Annotated in this window: 16 protein-coding genes; 13 read left to right on the top strand and 3 right to left on the bottom strand. The window is 54.7% G+C overall.

Annotation, left to right across the window (positions count from 1 at the left end; all coding sequences use genetic code 11):
* Window positions 1–29: 29 nt before the first annotated feature.
* Window positions 30–818 (top strand): hypothetical protein, encoded by a 789-nt coding sequence (locus HNR45_RS01955; RefSeq protein ID WP_159823169.1) that lies wholly within the window; start codon window positions 30–32, stop codon window positions 816–818.
* Window positions 811–1539, top strand: coding sequence for a hypothetical protein (locus HNR45_RS01960; RefSeq protein WP_159823168.1), 729 nt, complete (start codon window positions 811–813; stop codon window positions 1537–1539). Before HNR45_RS01955 ends, HNR45_RS01960 begins: the two co-directional genes overlap by 8 nt.
* A gap of 49 nt (window positions 1540–1588) precedes the next feature.
* On the opposite strand, the gene HNR45_RS01965 is transcribed toward HNR45_RS01960, so the two are convergent.
* Genes HNR45_RS01965 through recQ form a run of 3 tightly spaced genes read right to left on the bottom strand, consistent with a single transcriptional unit; the run spans window position 1589 to window position 4682 of the window.
* Entirely contained in the window at window positions 1589–2080 is a 492-nt protein-coding gene (locus tag HNR45_RS01965) for a dihydrofolate reductase (RefSeq protein WP_159823167.1), read from the bottom strand.
* Window positions 2080–2871 (bottom strand): thymidylate synthase, encoded by a 792-nt coding sequence (locus HNR45_RS01970; protein ID WP_024049126.1) that lies wholly within the window; start codon window positions 2869–2871, stop codon window positions 2080–2082. Before HNR45_RS01970 ends, HNR45_RS01965 begins: the two co-directional genes overlap by 1 nt.
* Entirely contained in the window at window positions 2868–4682 is a 1815-nt protein-coding gene (gene recQ, locus HNR45_RS01975; protein WP_159823166.1) for a DNA helicase RecQ, read from the bottom strand. Before recQ ends, HNR45_RS01970 begins: the two co-directional genes overlap by 4 nt.
* A 273-nt stretch (window positions 4683–4955) precedes the next feature.
* Between recQ and HNR45_RS07275 the strand changes: the two genes are divergently transcribed.
* The 11 genes from HNR45_RS07275 to HNR45_RS02025 all read left to right on the top strand — a co-directional run bounded on the left by HNR45_RS07275 (window position 4956) and on the right by HNR45_RS02025 (window position 15385).
* On the top strand, window positions 4956–5087 hold the full coding sequence (locus tag HNR45_RS07275) for a hypothetical protein (RefSeq protein WP_260399112.1): 132 nt from the start codon (window positions 4956–4958) through the stop codon (window positions 5085–5087).
* Between the two features lie 381 nt (window positions 5088–5468).
* On the top strand, window positions 5469–6149 hold the full coding sequence (locus tag HNR45_RS01980) for a response regulator transcription factor (protein ID WP_024047967.1): 681 nt from the start codon (window positions 5469–5471) through the stop codon (window positions 6147–6149).
* Window positions 6133–7602 carry a sensor histidine kinase gene (locus HNR45_RS01985; RefSeq protein WP_159823165.1) on the top strand — a complete coding sequence of 490 codons (1470 nt, stop codon included), beginning with the start codon at window positions 6133–6135 and terminating at the stop codon, window positions 7600–7602. Before HNR45_RS01980 ends, HNR45_RS01985 begins: the two co-directional genes overlap by 17 nt.
* Window positions 7603–7720: 118 nt before the next feature.
* Window positions 7721–8575, top strand: coding sequence for an energy-coupling factor transporter ATPase (locus HNR45_RS01990; protein ID WP_200841509.1), 855 nt, complete (start codon window positions 7721–7723; stop codon window positions 8573–8575).
* Window positions 8551–9450, top strand: coding sequence for an energy-coupling factor transporter ATPase (locus HNR45_RS01995; RefSeq protein WP_159823164.1), 900 nt, complete (start codon window positions 8551–8553; stop codon window positions 9448–9450). Before HNR45_RS01990 ends, HNR45_RS01995 begins: the two co-directional genes overlap by 25 nt.
* A complete protein-coding gene (locus HNR45_RS02000) occupies window positions 9450–10250 on the top strand; it encodes an energy-coupling factor transporter transmembrane component T family protein (protein ID WP_159823203.1) in 801 nt (266 codons plus the stop codon). The genes HNR45_RS01995 and HNR45_RS02000 overlap by 1 nt, the downstream gene beginning before the upstream one ends.
* Complete coding sequence (truA, locus tag HNR45_RS02005; RefSeq protein ID WP_184327511.1) at window positions 10238–11044, top strand: tRNA pseudouridine(38-40) synthase TruA; 807 nt, start codon at window positions 10238–10240, stop codon at window positions 11042–11044. Before HNR45_RS02000 ends, truA begins: the two co-directional genes overlap by 13 nt.
* A gap of 358 nt (window positions 11045–11402) precedes the next feature.
* Window positions 11403–12038: a DUF3298 and DUF4163 domain-containing protein gene (locus tag HNR45_RS02010; protein ID WP_159823163.1), complete on the top strand. Its 636-nt coding sequence runs from the start codon at window positions 11403–11405 to the stop codon at window positions 12036–12038.
* Window positions 12039–12109: 71 nt separating this feature from the next.
* Window positions 12110–12742, top strand: a complete 633-nt coding sequence (locus HNR45_RS02015) for a DUF3298 and DUF4163 domain-containing protein (RefSeq protein WP_159823162.1) — start codon at window positions 12110–12112, stop codon at window positions 12740–12742.
* A 31-nt stretch (window positions 12743–12773) separates the two neighbouring features.
* Window positions 12774–14522: a 2-oxoacid:acceptor oxidoreductase subunit alpha gene (locus tag HNR45_RS02020; RefSeq protein WP_159823161.1), complete on the top strand. Its 1749-nt coding sequence runs from the start codon at window positions 12774–12776 to the stop codon at window positions 14520–14522.
* The gene (locus HNR45_RS02025; RefSeq protein ID WP_159823160.1) at window positions 14522–15385 is read left to right on the top strand and encodes a 2-oxoacid:ferredoxin oxidoreductase subunit beta; all 864 of its coding nucleotides are present in this window, start codon (window positions 14522–14524) and stop codon (window positions 15383–15385) included. Before HNR45_RS02020 ends, HNR45_RS02025 begins: the two co-directional genes overlap by 1 nt.
* Window positions 15386–15485 lie beyond the last annotated feature (100 nt).

Here is a 15485-nt window from a genome sequence, read left to right on the forward strand (position 1 = left end):
AAACGGATCGCGATAAAGGAGGAGCGGGCATGCATCGGATATTGTGGAGCGTGAGCTTGACGCTGGCGCTGTTGGGCAACGGTTGCGCGCAGGCGGCGTTGCCGAAGGACGCGCCGGCGCCGGTGAAAACGCATGCCGTGACGGACGGCTATTGGGGTAAGCAACTGTGGCAAAGCGACGTATTGAAAACGGCGTACGCGTCGGCGCTTTCATCCGCCGCCGCGGCCAGTGGAGAAATAGGCCAGGACGAAGTTACGCCGCGCATCGTCAAGGCGGTAATGGATTCGCTGATGTGGACGCAGTGGCAGGCGGAGGATCATCGCGGCGTGCATGTGGCGTATGTGGTGACGGCGCAGGTGCCGTTGGATCTCATGGCGCGGAGCCAAGCCGCGAAAGGAAATCGCGCGGCCGAGTTTTGGGCCACCGCGTTTAAAAATACCGACGCGCGGGAGTTGCCGGAATATCTCTTGACGCAACCGCGCACGAAAGAAGAGGTGCAGGCGCAAATGGATCAGGCGAAGGCTTCGCTTATCGCGGAAAACGCCGAGGCGTCGGAGCTCGTGCCGACATTGACACTGCGTTCGTACCAGCCGCTGATTCGTTATCGTGACGGGCAGGGCGGCGTTTACTACGGACAACATATGCGCCTTGTTATCGATACGGGGGGAGTCGTTTGGCCGATCGCCGTATTTTCCGATGTTCGCAAGACGGCGGACAATATTCAGTGCACGTGGCTGATTACGGCGGATACGGAGTACGCGTATTTCGCGCGAATTTGGAACCGATATGTGGGAATAGGAGGCGATCGCGATGCGTAAAGTGGCATGGTTGCTCAGCGGCTTGCTCGCGCTGACGACGGCGGCGTACGCGGCGACGCCCATCGCGGTGCCGCCGATGGGCACACTGCAATGGCCGGATACGATCACGGCGGCGTCCCTTGCGGATGGCTTCATGGATTCGCAGAAAGGCTCGGTTGCGCAGGAGCCAATGGCGGCGGTCGATGAAAATTTGACGCCAACGGAGGGTTGGTTTGTTTACCAGCTGCAGGCGGAGCGGCCGGAAGGATTGGCGACGGCGTGGCTGGTCAGCTTTGCCGTGCCGATGGACGACCCCGCTGAGCTCGAGCCGTTTTTCCGTTCATCATTGGGCGATGAGGAGCGCGCTGCATTGGCGCATTTTAATGTCATGCTCTACGGCTTGGAAACGAAATTAAATCAGCAAATCGCCGCGCACTGGGCGAGTATGGTGAAAGACAATCCGCAGTTACGCGGCGCGAACGAAATGCAAAATCAGCCGCCTCTTTATGTGCGTATCCGCGAGATCGATTCGCTCGTGCGGGTCACGCAAGCGCATGAAGTGATGTACCGCGTGGGCGCGCGACTGGCGCCGGAGATTGATGGCGGCTGGGTGCTTCCGTACTATGCGCAGTGTTACATTATTCGCCGCGATGATCAGTTGGCGGGCGTGCTGCTCCTGGTAAGCGATACGGATCGTGAATATTTTGCCCGCTATTTGGCGAAAGCCGTTCTGACTTTATAGCTTGCTACATAAAAAAGATAAACAAAAAAGACCGCGTTGCGGTCTTTTTTCATGCGTGGCGCACGTAAGTCACGAAACGATGCGCCAACGGATTTTTGGCATTTACTTCGCCCTCTTCGACACGCGTTTTTTCCCAGACGGTTTCATCTATCACGGGGAAATACGTGTCCGCCTCCGGTTCGCTGTCCACTTCGGTGATGTGCAGTTGCTCCGCGTACGGGAAAAAGGCGCGATAGATTTCGCCGCCGCCGATGACGAAGTAATCCTCATTTTGCTGCAGCGCTTGCAGCACCTCAGCGACGCTCGCGAAACATTGGACTTCGGGGTGCGCCGCGGCCCAGTTGCGGTCGCGGGTGAGCACCCAGTGCGCGCGGCCCGGCAGCATGCCCGGCAGACTTTCAAAAGTTTTACGACCCATGATGATCGGGTGTCCGGTCGTTATTTTTTGAAAGCGTTTCAAATCATCGCGTAAGTGCCAAAGCAGTTGATTGTCTTTGCCGATCGCCTGATTTTTCGCGACCGCGACGATGATGTGCAGCATCAGACGGACACCTCCATGGCCAATTTGCCGAGATGTTCATAATTTTCCAAATAAATATCGTCCGGCGTAAATTCATAGAAATTTTGCACGTCGGGATTGAGGACCAGCCGCGGCGCCGCCAGCGCTTGATCCCGGCGCGCGAGTTGCGCGGTGAGTGCGTCGACATGGTTATCGTAAATATGCGCGTTGTTGATGACATGCGTGAACAAGCCCGGCTGCAAGCCCGCGTGCCGCGCGATTAAGTGCACGAGCACGGCGTACTGCGTGAGGTTGAACGGCACGCCGAGGCCCATGTCGCCCGACCGCTGCACAAGCATGCAATTCAGGCGGCCGTCAGCGACGTCCCACATGGTGAGAAACGCGCAGGGGTATAATGCCATCTCCGGCAGATCTTCCACGTTCCAAAGCGACACGACCATGCGGCGGCTCTCCGGATTTTCGCGGAGCGTTTGCAATAGGGTGTCAACCTGACCGTATTTTTTTAACTGGTAACCGTAGGCTTTACCGATCGTGCCGTCAGGTTGCATCCATTCATCCCAAATGTGGCAGTTCCAATCCTGCAAAACGCGCACATCGTTTGACTGCTTCTGCCAAATCCAGAGCAGTTCTTTGACGGCGGTTTTGAACGCGACAAACTTTGTCGTGAGAATCGGAAATTCCCGCGCCAGATCAAATTGCATGATTTGGTGCGGCAATTTATAGGCCGGCATACCGGTGCGGTTGTTGCCGTGCGCGCCGGTTTTCAAAATGGCTTCGACAATGTTGAGATATTGCTGATCGGCAAGGCTCATAGGGATTCCTCCGGATGGTTTTGAATAAGATCGAGAAAGACGGGTGCGTAGTTAATCAGTTTAAACGGGCCGACGCCGCTGACTTGCGCCATGTCGTTCAGCGTTTGCGGACGCTTTTCGCACATTTCGAGCAGCGTCGCGTCGCTGAAAATGACGTAGGGCGGCACGTTGCGTTTTTCGGCCAGCGTTTTGCGCGCCGCGGCGAGACGGGTGAAAAGCGGATCTTTACGCGGCGCGGCGTGCGTTTTCGGCAGGGCCGTTGCGCCGCGGCGGCGCGGACTTTGCGGGATCGGCATGGTCACCGTCTGCGTGCCGCGCAATACTTCTTCACCGCTTACGGTCAGCGCCAGCAGCGGATACTTGGCGCCGCGCTTATATAAATAACCGTCGGCGATATACTGCTCGATTTCCCGGCGCAAATCGCGTTCGCTTTCCCCGCTGCGCGCGCCGTAGTAGCGGCAGTACTCAAATTCGCGAGCGCGATCTTTGGCCTGCAATGCGCCGCGTAAAATGCGAACTACGGTCGCGATGCCGTAGCGCTCTTTGATTTCTTCGACGGTTTTGAAAACCGTACGCGCGTCGCCCGTCACATCGCAGGTTGCCGTCGGGGTTTCGCATTGACTGCAATGACCGCAAGGCGCGGTGTCGGTCGCGCCGAAGTGTTGGAGAATCTGCGCGCGCAGGCAGCGGTTCGTCTGGCAATACGCTTCCATTTCCTCCAAGCGATCACGGGCGGCGGTATCGATAACGCCGGTTTCCTGTTCCGTTTGTTCGATTAAAAATCGTTGCGTACGCACGTCCTGACCGCTGTATAAAAGAATGCATTCCGCCGGCGCGCCGTCACGTCCGGCGCGGCCCGCTTCCTGATAATACGCTTCAATGCTTTTCGGCAATTGGTAGTGGAGCACGTATCGCACATCGGGTTTATCGATGCCCATGCCGAACGCGTTCGTCGCTACGATCACGGACGCTTTGTCACGCACGAACGCGTTTTGCGCGCGCGTGCGCACCGTCTCGCTTAAGCCGGCGTGGTAGCGCACGCAGGGCACATTGGCGCGGGTGAGATCATGGTACACTTCATCGACGGCTTTGCGCGTCGCGCAATAAATAATGCCGGCTTCGCCGCGATGCGCCGCGACATACATGCGCACGTAATCCTTTTTCTTCGCGCCGCGGACCACGCCGAAATACAAATTGGGTCGGTCAAAACCGGTCACGAAAATCGCGGGCTTTTCCAACTGCAGGAACGTCATGATGTCCTGTTGCACCTGCGGCGTCGCCGTGGCCGTGAAGGCGCCGATGACCGGCCGCTCGGGCAACGTTTGCAACGCGGCGGCGATAGTGCGATAGCTCGGCCGAAAATCATGACCCCACTCGCTGATGCAATGGGCTTCATCGACGACGCACATCGTCACATTGAGTTTACTGAGAAAATTGAGAAATGACGACGAGGTCAGCCGTTCCGGCGCGATATAGAGCAGCCGATACGCGCCGCGCAAAAGCGCGCGCATGCGTTCCCGATACGTTTCATCATCCAAGCTGGAATTCAAATACGTCGCGGGAATTTCGTTGGCGACCAAGGCGTCGACCTGATCCTTCATCAACGCGATTAACGGCGAGATGACAAGCGTCAGCCCGCTTTGTACGAGCGCCGGCAACTGGTAGCAAAGCGACTTGCCGCCGCCGGTCGGTAAAATCGCGAGCGTGTCGCGTCGCGCGAGGAGCGATTGCACGATGTCGGCCTGCGCCGGACGAAATGATGTGAAGCCGAAATAGTGTTGCAGATATTGATGCAAAGTCGTGGTACTCATCGCTCCTCCTTTCGGAATTATTATAGCAGACAAAAAGTGAAATCTTTTTCGCTTTCATTTCCCGTAATAAAAAACACGCCGTAGGCGGCGTTCAAAGAAAAAATCGGGACAGAAAAAAAGAGCATGTACATGCTCTTTTTTCTCCACTTACCTTCTGCCCAAAGTCATAATAACACGGAAAATATAATAATGCAATTATATTTATGTAATAATATATAATATTACATAAATATATAAGGGAAGCGAATGAAGCCGTTTTTCGCAAGTTAAAAAATGACTGCGGTCAAGATTGTGCGCCAACGGAGTTTCCGACGGCTGAAAACGGTAAGCAACGTCGGCGCAAGCTTTATTGCTAACGCGGTTACGCAGCGCGGCGGCGGTGGTGGGACGCGAACGCGCGCGTAAAATATGGATGGTCGCTGCGTTGAAGAAAATTTTTCGTAAAATAAAATAAAAAGTCAAAAAATTTTTTCTGAGAAAAAACGATCATTATACGCCGGTCAATTTACCTCGCGGGATAAAAATAAATCTGAAAAAAGTCCGCGGCAGTCGTTTTCAGTGTGTAATACAAGGAATTAAAGTTTTAGGCCCTGCTTTTTTATAAAAATATTGTCAACATATATTTTTTAATAAACAAACGAATTTTAAAAAATGCGATTGAATTATCGCCGACGGTTCGGTATAGTAAACACAGAAGCGGCATTTCGCAGGAGATGCCCTGACTATTATCGAATCATTGCTATTACTTATTCGGAACGGAGTAGGAACCTGTTAGGAGGAACCGAAATGAACGGAAAAATTTTAATTGTAGAAGACGAAAAGAAAATCGCCCGCTTTTTACAGCTGGAATTGGAACACGACGGCTATGAATGCGTGCTCGATTTTACCGGTGGCGGCGTTATCGACCATATCGGCCAGGGGCACTTTGACTTGATTTTGTTGGACTTGATGTTGCCGGAGGAAGACGGCTTTTCCATTATCAAACGCGTGCGCGAGATGAGCAATATACCGATTCTCGTGCTTTCGGCGAAAGACGATGTCGATTCCAAAGTGAAGGGTTTGGATCTTGGCGCAGATGATTATCTCACCAAGCCGTTCTCGAGCAAAGAACTTTTGGCGCGTATTCGCGCGTTGCTGCGCAAAAAGGTCGGCGGCGACAAACTCAATGAATCTTCGTACCACATCAAAGATTTGTACATTTTCCCGGATCGGCATGAAGTGCAGGTCGGCACGACGATCATCAATTTGACGAAAAAAGAATTCGAATTGTTGACGTATCTTGCGAAAAACAAAAACATCGTGTTGGGACGCGATCGCATTCTGGAAGATGTTTGGGGTTATGATTATGTCGGCGACACCAATATCGTCGACGTGTATATCCGTTATCTGCGCAGCAAGGTGGATGAAGTAGTCGGCAAGAAGTACATCCACACGGTGCGGGGCATCGGTTATGTCGCCCGCGATTAAGGGATGGCTGCGTAAACTTCAAAAATTTAATCAATCGTTGTCCGTCAAGTTGACGTTTATGTACGGCGGGATGATGTTTCTCATCCTGATTTTTACCGCGTTTCTTGCGATCGGTAGCGTCCATTACCTCTTGATGCGACAGCTTCAATTTGACGTGCGCATGAGCGCACGTCAAACTGTTTTTTACCTCGATCATCACGGTCAGGTGGACGCGAGTATTTTCCAAGGGCAAAACGTGCTGACGTACGTCAATCTTGTGGTGTACAACGACAAAGGGCGTCCGATTCTTGACAATATAGCCCGTTACGAGCCCGGAGAGCCGCTGACGCCGGGGCAGCTGCGCCAGCTGAACGAAACGGATCCCGACGGCGCTCACTTTGAGATTATTGATACGGAAAATGAATTTACCTATCGTTACCTCAAACGCTGGGAATCGGCGGACGGCAAGGTCTACTACCTGCAGTTTATCCGCGGCGCGCAACGCGAACGCTTTTTCATTGAGCTTTTGATTCGCCAGATCCTCGTGACGGTGCTCGCCAGCTTGGGCGTTACGATTTTAGCGGGCGTGGTACTGACGAATAAAGTGCTCGCCCCGCTGCGCGCGATGAAAGAGCCGCTGAAACATATCGAAGTCAATGAAATGGGCTACCGCATTCCGTTGCCGGAATCACGCGACGAACAGTATGAACTGGCGGTGACGATTAACCGCACGCTCGATCGTATCGAGCACGGGGTCGCGCAGCAGCGGCAGTTCGTCAGCGACGCGTCGCATGAGTTGCGTACGCCGATTACGGTGATCAACGGGTATACGGATCTGTTGATTCGCTGGGGGGCGCAGGATCCCGAGACGCTTTCGGAATCGTTGGCGGCCATTCAGGCGGAAACGGAATACATGCGGCAGCTGATTGAGCATTTGCTCTTTATCGCGCGCGCGAGCGCCGGCGAACTCAATATTCGCTTGCGGCCGCTGGAAACGTCGGAGATTGTGCGGGAAGTGTGGAACGGTCTGCAGATCGCGGATCGACAGGGACCGCACCACGAGTTGTATTTAGCGGCGAATGAGTCGGCGCTGATTGAGGCGGACGATGCGCTCTTCAAACAATTGTTGCGTATTTTCCTCGACAATGCGGTGAAGTACACGCCGGAAGGTCGACGGATCATGCTTTCGGCAACGGTCACGGGCGCGCAATACATTGTCTCGATCATGGACGAAGGCGTCGGCATTTCGGAAAAAGATTTACCGAATATCTTCACTCGTTTCTATCGTGTCGATTCCTCCCGAACCAAAGCGACAGGAGGTACCGGTTTGGGATTGGCGATCGCGCGTGACATCATCGACATGCATCACGCGGCGATTGAAGTTACATCGGAGCTCGGTTCCGGTACGACATTTACCATTACGTTCCCGCTGCTTTCTGAAGACGATTCAGAGGATATTTCACCGGAAGAATAAAAAAAGGAGGTCACGACCTCCTTTTTTTATATTTTAATTGTTATCTTTTGCAACTTTCTAATGTTGATTGTGGTAAAATGGATAAGATATAATTTTGTTTTTAAAGGAAAGGAACGGTATGGAACAACCGTTAATGTTTGATATTCATCATATGGCGCATGCCTATGTCGATGAAGAGGGCAACACGGGATACGCGATCCGTGATGTCAGCGTGCAAATCAAACGCGGCGAATTTGTGGCTGTCATCGGTACGAACGGCAGCGGCAAGTCGACGTTTGCCAAACATTTGAACGCACTTTTGCTGCCCACGGAAGGGGACGTCTTGGTGGACGGCATCTCGGTGCGCGATGAAGCGAGAGTTTGGGATATTCGCAGCCGCGTCGGCATGGTTTTTCAAAATCCGGACAACCAAATTGTCGCGGCGGTCGTCGAGGAAGATGTGGCGTTCGGCCCGGAAAATCTCGGCGTGCCGCGGGAACAACTGCAGGAGCGCGTCGATGAGGCGCTGGCGGCGGTCGATATGACGGCGTATCGCAAGCATGCGCCGCATATGCTTTCGGGCGGGCAAAAACAGCGCGTAGCGATCGCGGGCGTATTGGCGATGCAACCGGAATGCATCGTTCTTGACGAACCGACGGCGATGCTCGATCCGCGCGGTCGTGAAGAAGTCATGCATACGGTGCAGGCCTTGCATGACAAACGCGGTATGACCGTCGTGTACATTACGCATTTTATGGAAGAGGCCGCGCAAGCCGATCGTATTCTTGTCATGATTAAAGGAGAGCTGGTCATGGACGGCACACCGCGCGAAGTGTTTGCCGATGTGGATCGCTTAAAGGAACTCGGGCTCGATGTTCCGGTCGCCTCCGAAGTGGCGCACGATTTGCGCGCGGCGGGCATACCTTTGCGGGAAGACATCATCACGGATGAAGAATTGGGAGAGGCGCTATGTCAATACAACTCAAAGGGGTAAGTTATACCTACGGCGCCGGCACTCCTTACGAAAAGAAGGCCCTGCGCAATATTAATCTGGAAATTAAAGAAGGCGAATTCGTCGGCATTATCGGTCATACCGGCTCGGGAAAATCGACATTGGTGCAGCATTTGAACGGTTTGCTGCTGCCGACTTCGGGGACGGTCACGGTCGACGGCGTCGACCTCACCGGTAAAACCGCCGCGGCGCGCAAGGCGCGACACAGCGTCGGCATGGTATTTCAGTATCCGGAGCATCAGCTCTTTGAAGAAACGATTCGCGCTGATATTGCGTTCGGCCCGACGAACCTGGGGCTTGACGCGGCGAAGATTGATGAACGGGTCCATGTGGCGATGCGCTTTGTGGGCTTACCCTATGATGAATTCGCGGAACGTTCACCGTTTCGTCTTTCCGGCGGTCAGCAACGGCGCGTGGCGATCGCGGGCGTGATTGCGATGCACCCGCGCTACCTCGTTTTGGATGAACCGTCGGCGGGTTTGGATCCGATCGGTCGGCAGGCGATTTTTGATCGCGTGAAAGCGTGGCATGAAGATCGGCGCTTTACGGTGATCTTGGTGTCTCATAATATGGAAGATATTTCCCGCTTGGCATCCCGTGTAATTGTCTTGAACAAAGGGGAAATCATGCTCGACGGCAACCCGTTGGACATTTTCATCAACCACAGCGCGGAACTCGCCGCGGCGGGCGTGGAAGCACCGCCGGTGTCGCGCCTTTTAGCGCGCATCAATGAGTGCGGTTGCGCGGTCGATGAACGCGCGATTGAACCGGAAGAGGCGACGGCCAATATTTTGGCGGCGCTTGGAAAAATACCGCCGTCGAACGCCGCTCACGATGCGTTGCAGGGGAGACAATGATGCTGGGCAATATTACATTAGGACAATACTATCCGACAAAATCATTTATGCATCGCCTCGATCCGCGCACGAAGATTCTCTGCACGATGATTTTCATCGTCGGGATTTTTCTCGCCGATACCTGGGTCGCGTACGGCGTGGTGACGGCATTTGTACTGCTGGGCATCGCGCTTTCGAATTTGCCGTTATCACTCATATGGAAGGCAGTCAAACCGCTTTGGATTATTATCGTTTTCACGATGGTGATTCATGTCTTCACCACTCCGGGCACGCTCGTTTGGCAATGGGGCTGGCTGCATGTGACGGAAGAAGGCTTGCGGCAAGGCGCGATGATGACGATGCGGCTGGTCTATTTAATCAGCTTTTCCGCGCTGCTTACGTACACCACGAGCCCGATTGTTTTGACCGACGGCATTGAGCAGCTGTTGAATCCGTTCCGCGGCATCGGCGTGCCGGCGCATGAATTGGCGATGATGATGACGATCGCGCTGCGGTTTATCCCGACGCTGTTGCAGGAAACGGAACGCATCATGAAAGCGCAAAAAGCGCGCGGGGCCGACTTTGAATCCGGTAACCTGATCCGCCGCGGCAAGGCGTTGGTGCCGCTGATGGTGCCGCTGTTTGTGAGCGCGTTTCGGCGCGCGGATGAACTCGCGACCGCGATGGAAGCGCGTTGCTATCGCGGCGGTGAAAATCGGACGCGACTGCATGAATTGCATTACGAAAATGTGGACATGGTCGCGTTTGCGGGAACGATCGCGGTCGTTTTGGTGCTGGGAATTCTGCGATGGCTGCACTGAGAAATATCCACATCACCGTCGCGTATGACGGCAGTCCTTTTGTCGGTTTTCAACGACAGTTGAACGGCATGGCGGTGCAGGAAGTGATCGAAGATGTACTGCAACGCATTTTAGGAGAGAAAACGACGCTGTACTTCGTGGCGCGCACCGACTCGGGCGTGCACGCGTGGGCGCAGGAATGCACTTTTTATACGACCGGCACGATTCCCGGCGAACGGTTCGCGTCCGCCATGAACGCGCTTTTGCCGCCGGCCGTGCGCGTGCGAAAAAGCCGTGAAGTGCCGGAAGATTACAGCGTGCGTCGGCAAAATACGGGCAAGACCTATCTTTACCAGATTTTACGCGGCCGCGACGACGACCCGTTTCGTTACCGCTACGTCTGGCGACTTGGGTACGCGCTTGACGTGGCGACTATGCGCGCGGCGGCGCAAGTATTATGCGGCACGCATGATTTTACGGCGTATCGCGGTAACAATTCCGTGCCGAGCAATCCGGTGCGCACGATTTACGATATTCATCTCGAGGAAGCGGGCGACCTGCTGAAAATTTACGTGACGGGCGACGGTTTCCTGTACAAAATGGTGCGCAATATTGTCGGGGCGCTCGTCGATTGCGGACGCGGCCGTAAAACGCCGGCGGATCTTGTCGCGATCGGGGAGAGCAAGGATCGCCGCCGACTCGGCATGACCGCGCCGGCGCAGGGACTCTGCCTTTTGCATGTGTATTTTGACGCCGTCACGCCGGAGGCGATCGCCGAAGTGCGGGCGCTTGCCGTGCCGTTATGGCAAATGTAAATACCAACCGATGCGGCGATGTACAACGTTATAAATGAAATGAAAACAGACCTTTGCGGTCTGTTTTTTGTTTTCTGCCGGGCATCATGTGCGCATGTCGGGGCAGCGCATGCGTCGGACGTAAAAGCGGCGCTGTATTCCGCGCTTGTCACCCGCGTACCGTCCGACAGAGGGGCCGCCGTTGTTCCGCTTTGGAAAAAGAAATAAATCATTGTAAAATAAAAGTAACGAGCTTAGGCACGTATTGACGCAGAGCCTGCGTGAAAAGTTTTTTTACAACCTTGCTTTAGGGTGGCATACCTGCGTCGAATAGCGTACACTTATAAGAGAGAGTTTTGTAAAAGAACGGAGGAATCCCATGAAAAATCTACGTAAATTAACTTTACTTTGCGGTTTACTGACCGCGGTTTCACTCAGCGCCTGCGCGATGCCGACGACGACAACGACATGGAGTCAGAGTGAGGTAAAAATCTCCGGTCAACCGGTCGCTTCCACGAGCATTAATAAAGCATTGGCTCATTATGCGAGTGAAGCGCGCCAAAATGGCGAAAAAATTCAGGCCGAAGCGAAAAGCATGCAGGAACGCAGCTGGTCGTACGAACATAACTACACGCAAAAAGCGACGTACTGCGGAGATCAATATATTTCCTTTTTGACGGAGGAATATACGTACGAAGGCGGTCCGCACGGCTATACCGAAACGCGCGGACTCGTGTTCGCCACGAAGACGGGCGAGAAAGTCACGCTGGAGCAATATCTCGGTCGTTCCCGCGCGGAGTTGCAGACACTGCTGGGAGATGTGGTCCGCAACGATTTGGACGCGCGCAATGTAGCGTATTTTGAAGACGAGTTGCCGGCGGCGCTGGCGACGGATGCGCCGTACAATTACTACCTCGATCAGGCGGGACACGCGATTTTGCTGTTCAACCAGTATGAAATCGCGCCGTACTCCTCGGGACTGATCAGTATCGACGTATCGTCGCTGCGCAAATAAATCGGACAGATACGCTGCCTGTCGGCGGCAGTCATTAAAAATTATGGAATGCGAACACAGGAGGATTCTTTATGAAAAAATTATTTCTTTTAGCCGGCGTCATGATGACGCTCGCGCTCGGCACGGCGAGCGCCAACGATTACAATGATGTGGCGGGGGTCAGCGTAAGCCTTTCCGAGCGTCCGCGCGTGGAAGCGAAGATCAACGCGACGCTCGCGAAAGATGTGGCGCGCGCGCAGTATGCGGGTGCGCAATTACTGGCTAAAGAAGCGCCGGCGACGGGTCCCGTAGCGGACCACTGGCAGATGTACAGTCAGCAAGTGACCTACCAGAGCGACCGCTATCTTTCCGTGGTAGCGAAAGGCACCTCGTTTGACGGCGGCGCGCATCCCGATACGCAATGGCGGGCGTGGGTGTTTGATAAACAAAACGGTCAAACCGTAAAATTGGCGGACTTTTTAGGAGAACGCTCCAACGCCGCGACCAATCGGTTGGTACGCGCTTACGTGCAACGCGCGCTGGCGGCACGGGCGATTGAATACTGGCCGGAAGAACTTGCCAAAGCGACGGCCGTCTACAATGATTTGCCGTACTATTTGAATGATCACGGCGACGCCGTGGTGATTTTCAACCCGGCGCAAATTGCTCCGTACGCGACGGGCGTGTTGGAAGTCGTCGTACCGGCGCGCTTGCAACATAACTGAACCATAGCAGTCAGTGAAGGAGGGTTTTACTTTGCAGACGAGAGAAGATTTTGTCTGGAAGATGGGCGGCCAGCAGGGCGAAGGAATTGAATCGGGCGGTGAAATTCTTGCCAAAGTGCTTGCCGCGCTTGGCTACTCCCTGTTTTCCCAGCGTTTATTCGCCTCGCGCATCAAGGGCGGCCATACGACCTTTGCATTGCGGATCGCCAGTCACCAGTTGGGAACGATCGGCGAAGGCGTGGACAACCTGATCGCGCTCGATCAGGAAACGATTGATCAGCACGGCCACGAATTGCGTTCGGGCGGCGTGTTGATCGCCGATACGAAATTCGCTCCGAAAGGCGATGATTTGCCGGCGGGCGTTACGCTCCTGGCTTTGCCGATCACGGATACCGCGAAAGAATGCGGCTCGCTGCAAATGAAAAACATTGTGGCGCTCGGCATGTCGGTCGCGTACCTGGGTTTCCCGCGTGAACGTTTCATCGCGGCGATTTCGGATCGCTTCGCGAAAAAGACGCAGGAAGTGATTGCGGCCAACGTGCGCGCATTCAACGAGGGGGCGCGTCTGGTCGATGAACAGAAAGATAATTTTGCCGCGCCCGGAAGCTTGCCCGAACCGCCGGATGCCGATCTGCTGTTTTTGATGGGTAACGAAGCGATCGCGCTCGGCGCTCTCGCGGCGGGCGCTCGTTTCATGGCGAGCTACCCGATTACGCCGGCGTCCGAAATCATGGAATACATGATTCAGGCGATTGACCGCGTGCACGGCGCCGTTGTGCAAACGGAAGATGAACTGGCGTCTTGCATGATGGCGATCGGCGCGAACTTCGCCGGCGTCCGCGCGTTCACCGCGACATCGGGTCCGGGTCTGTCGCTGATGGCGGAATCGATTTCGCTGGCGACGATCGCGGAAATTCCGATGGTCATTATTGATGTCATGCGAGCCGGCCCGTCGACGGGCATGGCGACCAAGGTCGAACAAAGCGACATCATGGCGGCGATTTACAGCGCGCATGGCGACGTGGGCAAAATTGTCGTCGCGCCGACCTCCACCGAGGAATGCTTCTACGTGACGGCGGAAGCATTCAATCTCGCGGAACAATACCAATGTCCGGTCATTGTCTTGGCCGATTTGCAGCAGGGCTTGAATAAACAGAGCGTACCGGCGCTCGACCTCAGTCGCGTCAAAATTGAACGCGGCAATTTGCAGACGAAGGATTTGCCGGAACTGATACGACCGGATTATTTCGCGCGTTTCGCCGATACCGAATCGGGCATTTCGCCGCGAACGATTCCGGGCACGCCGAACGGCATGTTCCTGTCCACCGGTTTGGAACACGACACGGTCGGTAAGCCGGCGGAAGCGCCGTCGAATCGCGTCGTGCAGACGGATAAGCGTTTGCGTAAATTTACGACGGTGGCCGATCATTTCGCGCCTCTGGCCATTGATGCGCCGACCGAAGAGGCCGACGTACTGTTGATTTCGATTAATTCCGCCTGCGGCGCGGCCGCGGAGGCGGCGGAACCGTTGCGCAAGGAAGGCATTAAAGTCAACCGCATCGGTTTGCGACTCCTGGAGCCGTTCCCGACCGAAGCCTTGCGCCCGTATGTCGAAAAGGCGAAAAAAGTGCTCGTACTCGAGCAAAATGCGACGGGGCAGCTTACACAGCTCCTGACGATGCATTTGCCCGAATTGGCGCCGTTTTCCATGTTGAAACGTTATGACGGCCTGACACTGACACCGAGTCAGATTGCGGCCCGCGTCAAGGAGGTGCTCTGATGGCGAACGCACGAGAGTATAAAAATGCGATTCAGCCGAACTGGTGCCCCGGCTGCGGCGACTTCGGCATTCAGATGGCGATTCAGGAAGCCGCTTCGAAACGCAACATTCCTTTTGAAAAATTAATGCTGATTTCCGGCATCGGCTGTTCGAGCCGCATCGGCGGTTACCTGTACTGCTACGGCGCGCATACGACGCACGGTCGCGCGTTGCCGTTCGCGCAGGGCGTGAAATTGGCGAACCGCGATTTGGAAGTGGTGGTTTGCTCGGGCGACGGTGACGCGTACGCGATCGGCATGGGGCATACGATTCATGCGATCAAACGCAATTTGAACATCACCTACATCGTTTTCGATAACCATGTTTACGGTCTTACCAAAGGTCAGACCAGTCCGCGCAGCTCGCTCGGCTTCGTAACCAAGACAACGCCGCACGGCAATGTGGAAACGCCGCTGGCGGTATCGTCGATGGCGCTGGCCGCCGGCGCGGGATTTGTGGCGCAGGGATACGCGCTGGACCGGCGAGGGCTCGTGGATATCATCATGCGCGGCATGGATTACCAAGGTTTCTCTTTCATCAACGTCTTTACGCCTTGCGTCACGTACAATAAATACAATACGTACGAATGGTTCAAAGAACATCTCACCGATGTGAACGATGTGGCCGATTACGATCCCGCCGACAAAGCGCGCGCGTTGACGCTGTTGAATGAACGCGAAGGCTTGATCACCGGCGTGCTCTACGAAGAAAAAGATCGTCCGAGTTATGAAGACTTGATTCATCTCGCCGAAGAGCCGTTGGCCGCCAAGGTCGAAACGATAAATGAAAAAACATTTACCGATTTCATTGCGGCGTTTCGCTAACCCCCTGAAACAGGGACAAAATAATACAAAAGCAGCTGGTATTACACAGCTGCTTTTAAAATTCCGGAAAAACGACCCGCGCGCCGGTCGGAAAAATGAA

This window comes from Negativicoccus succinicivorans (assembly GCF_014207605.1).
GTDB lineage: Bacteria > Bacillota > Negativicutes > Veillonellales > Negativicoccaceae > Negativicoccus > Negativicoccus succinicivorans.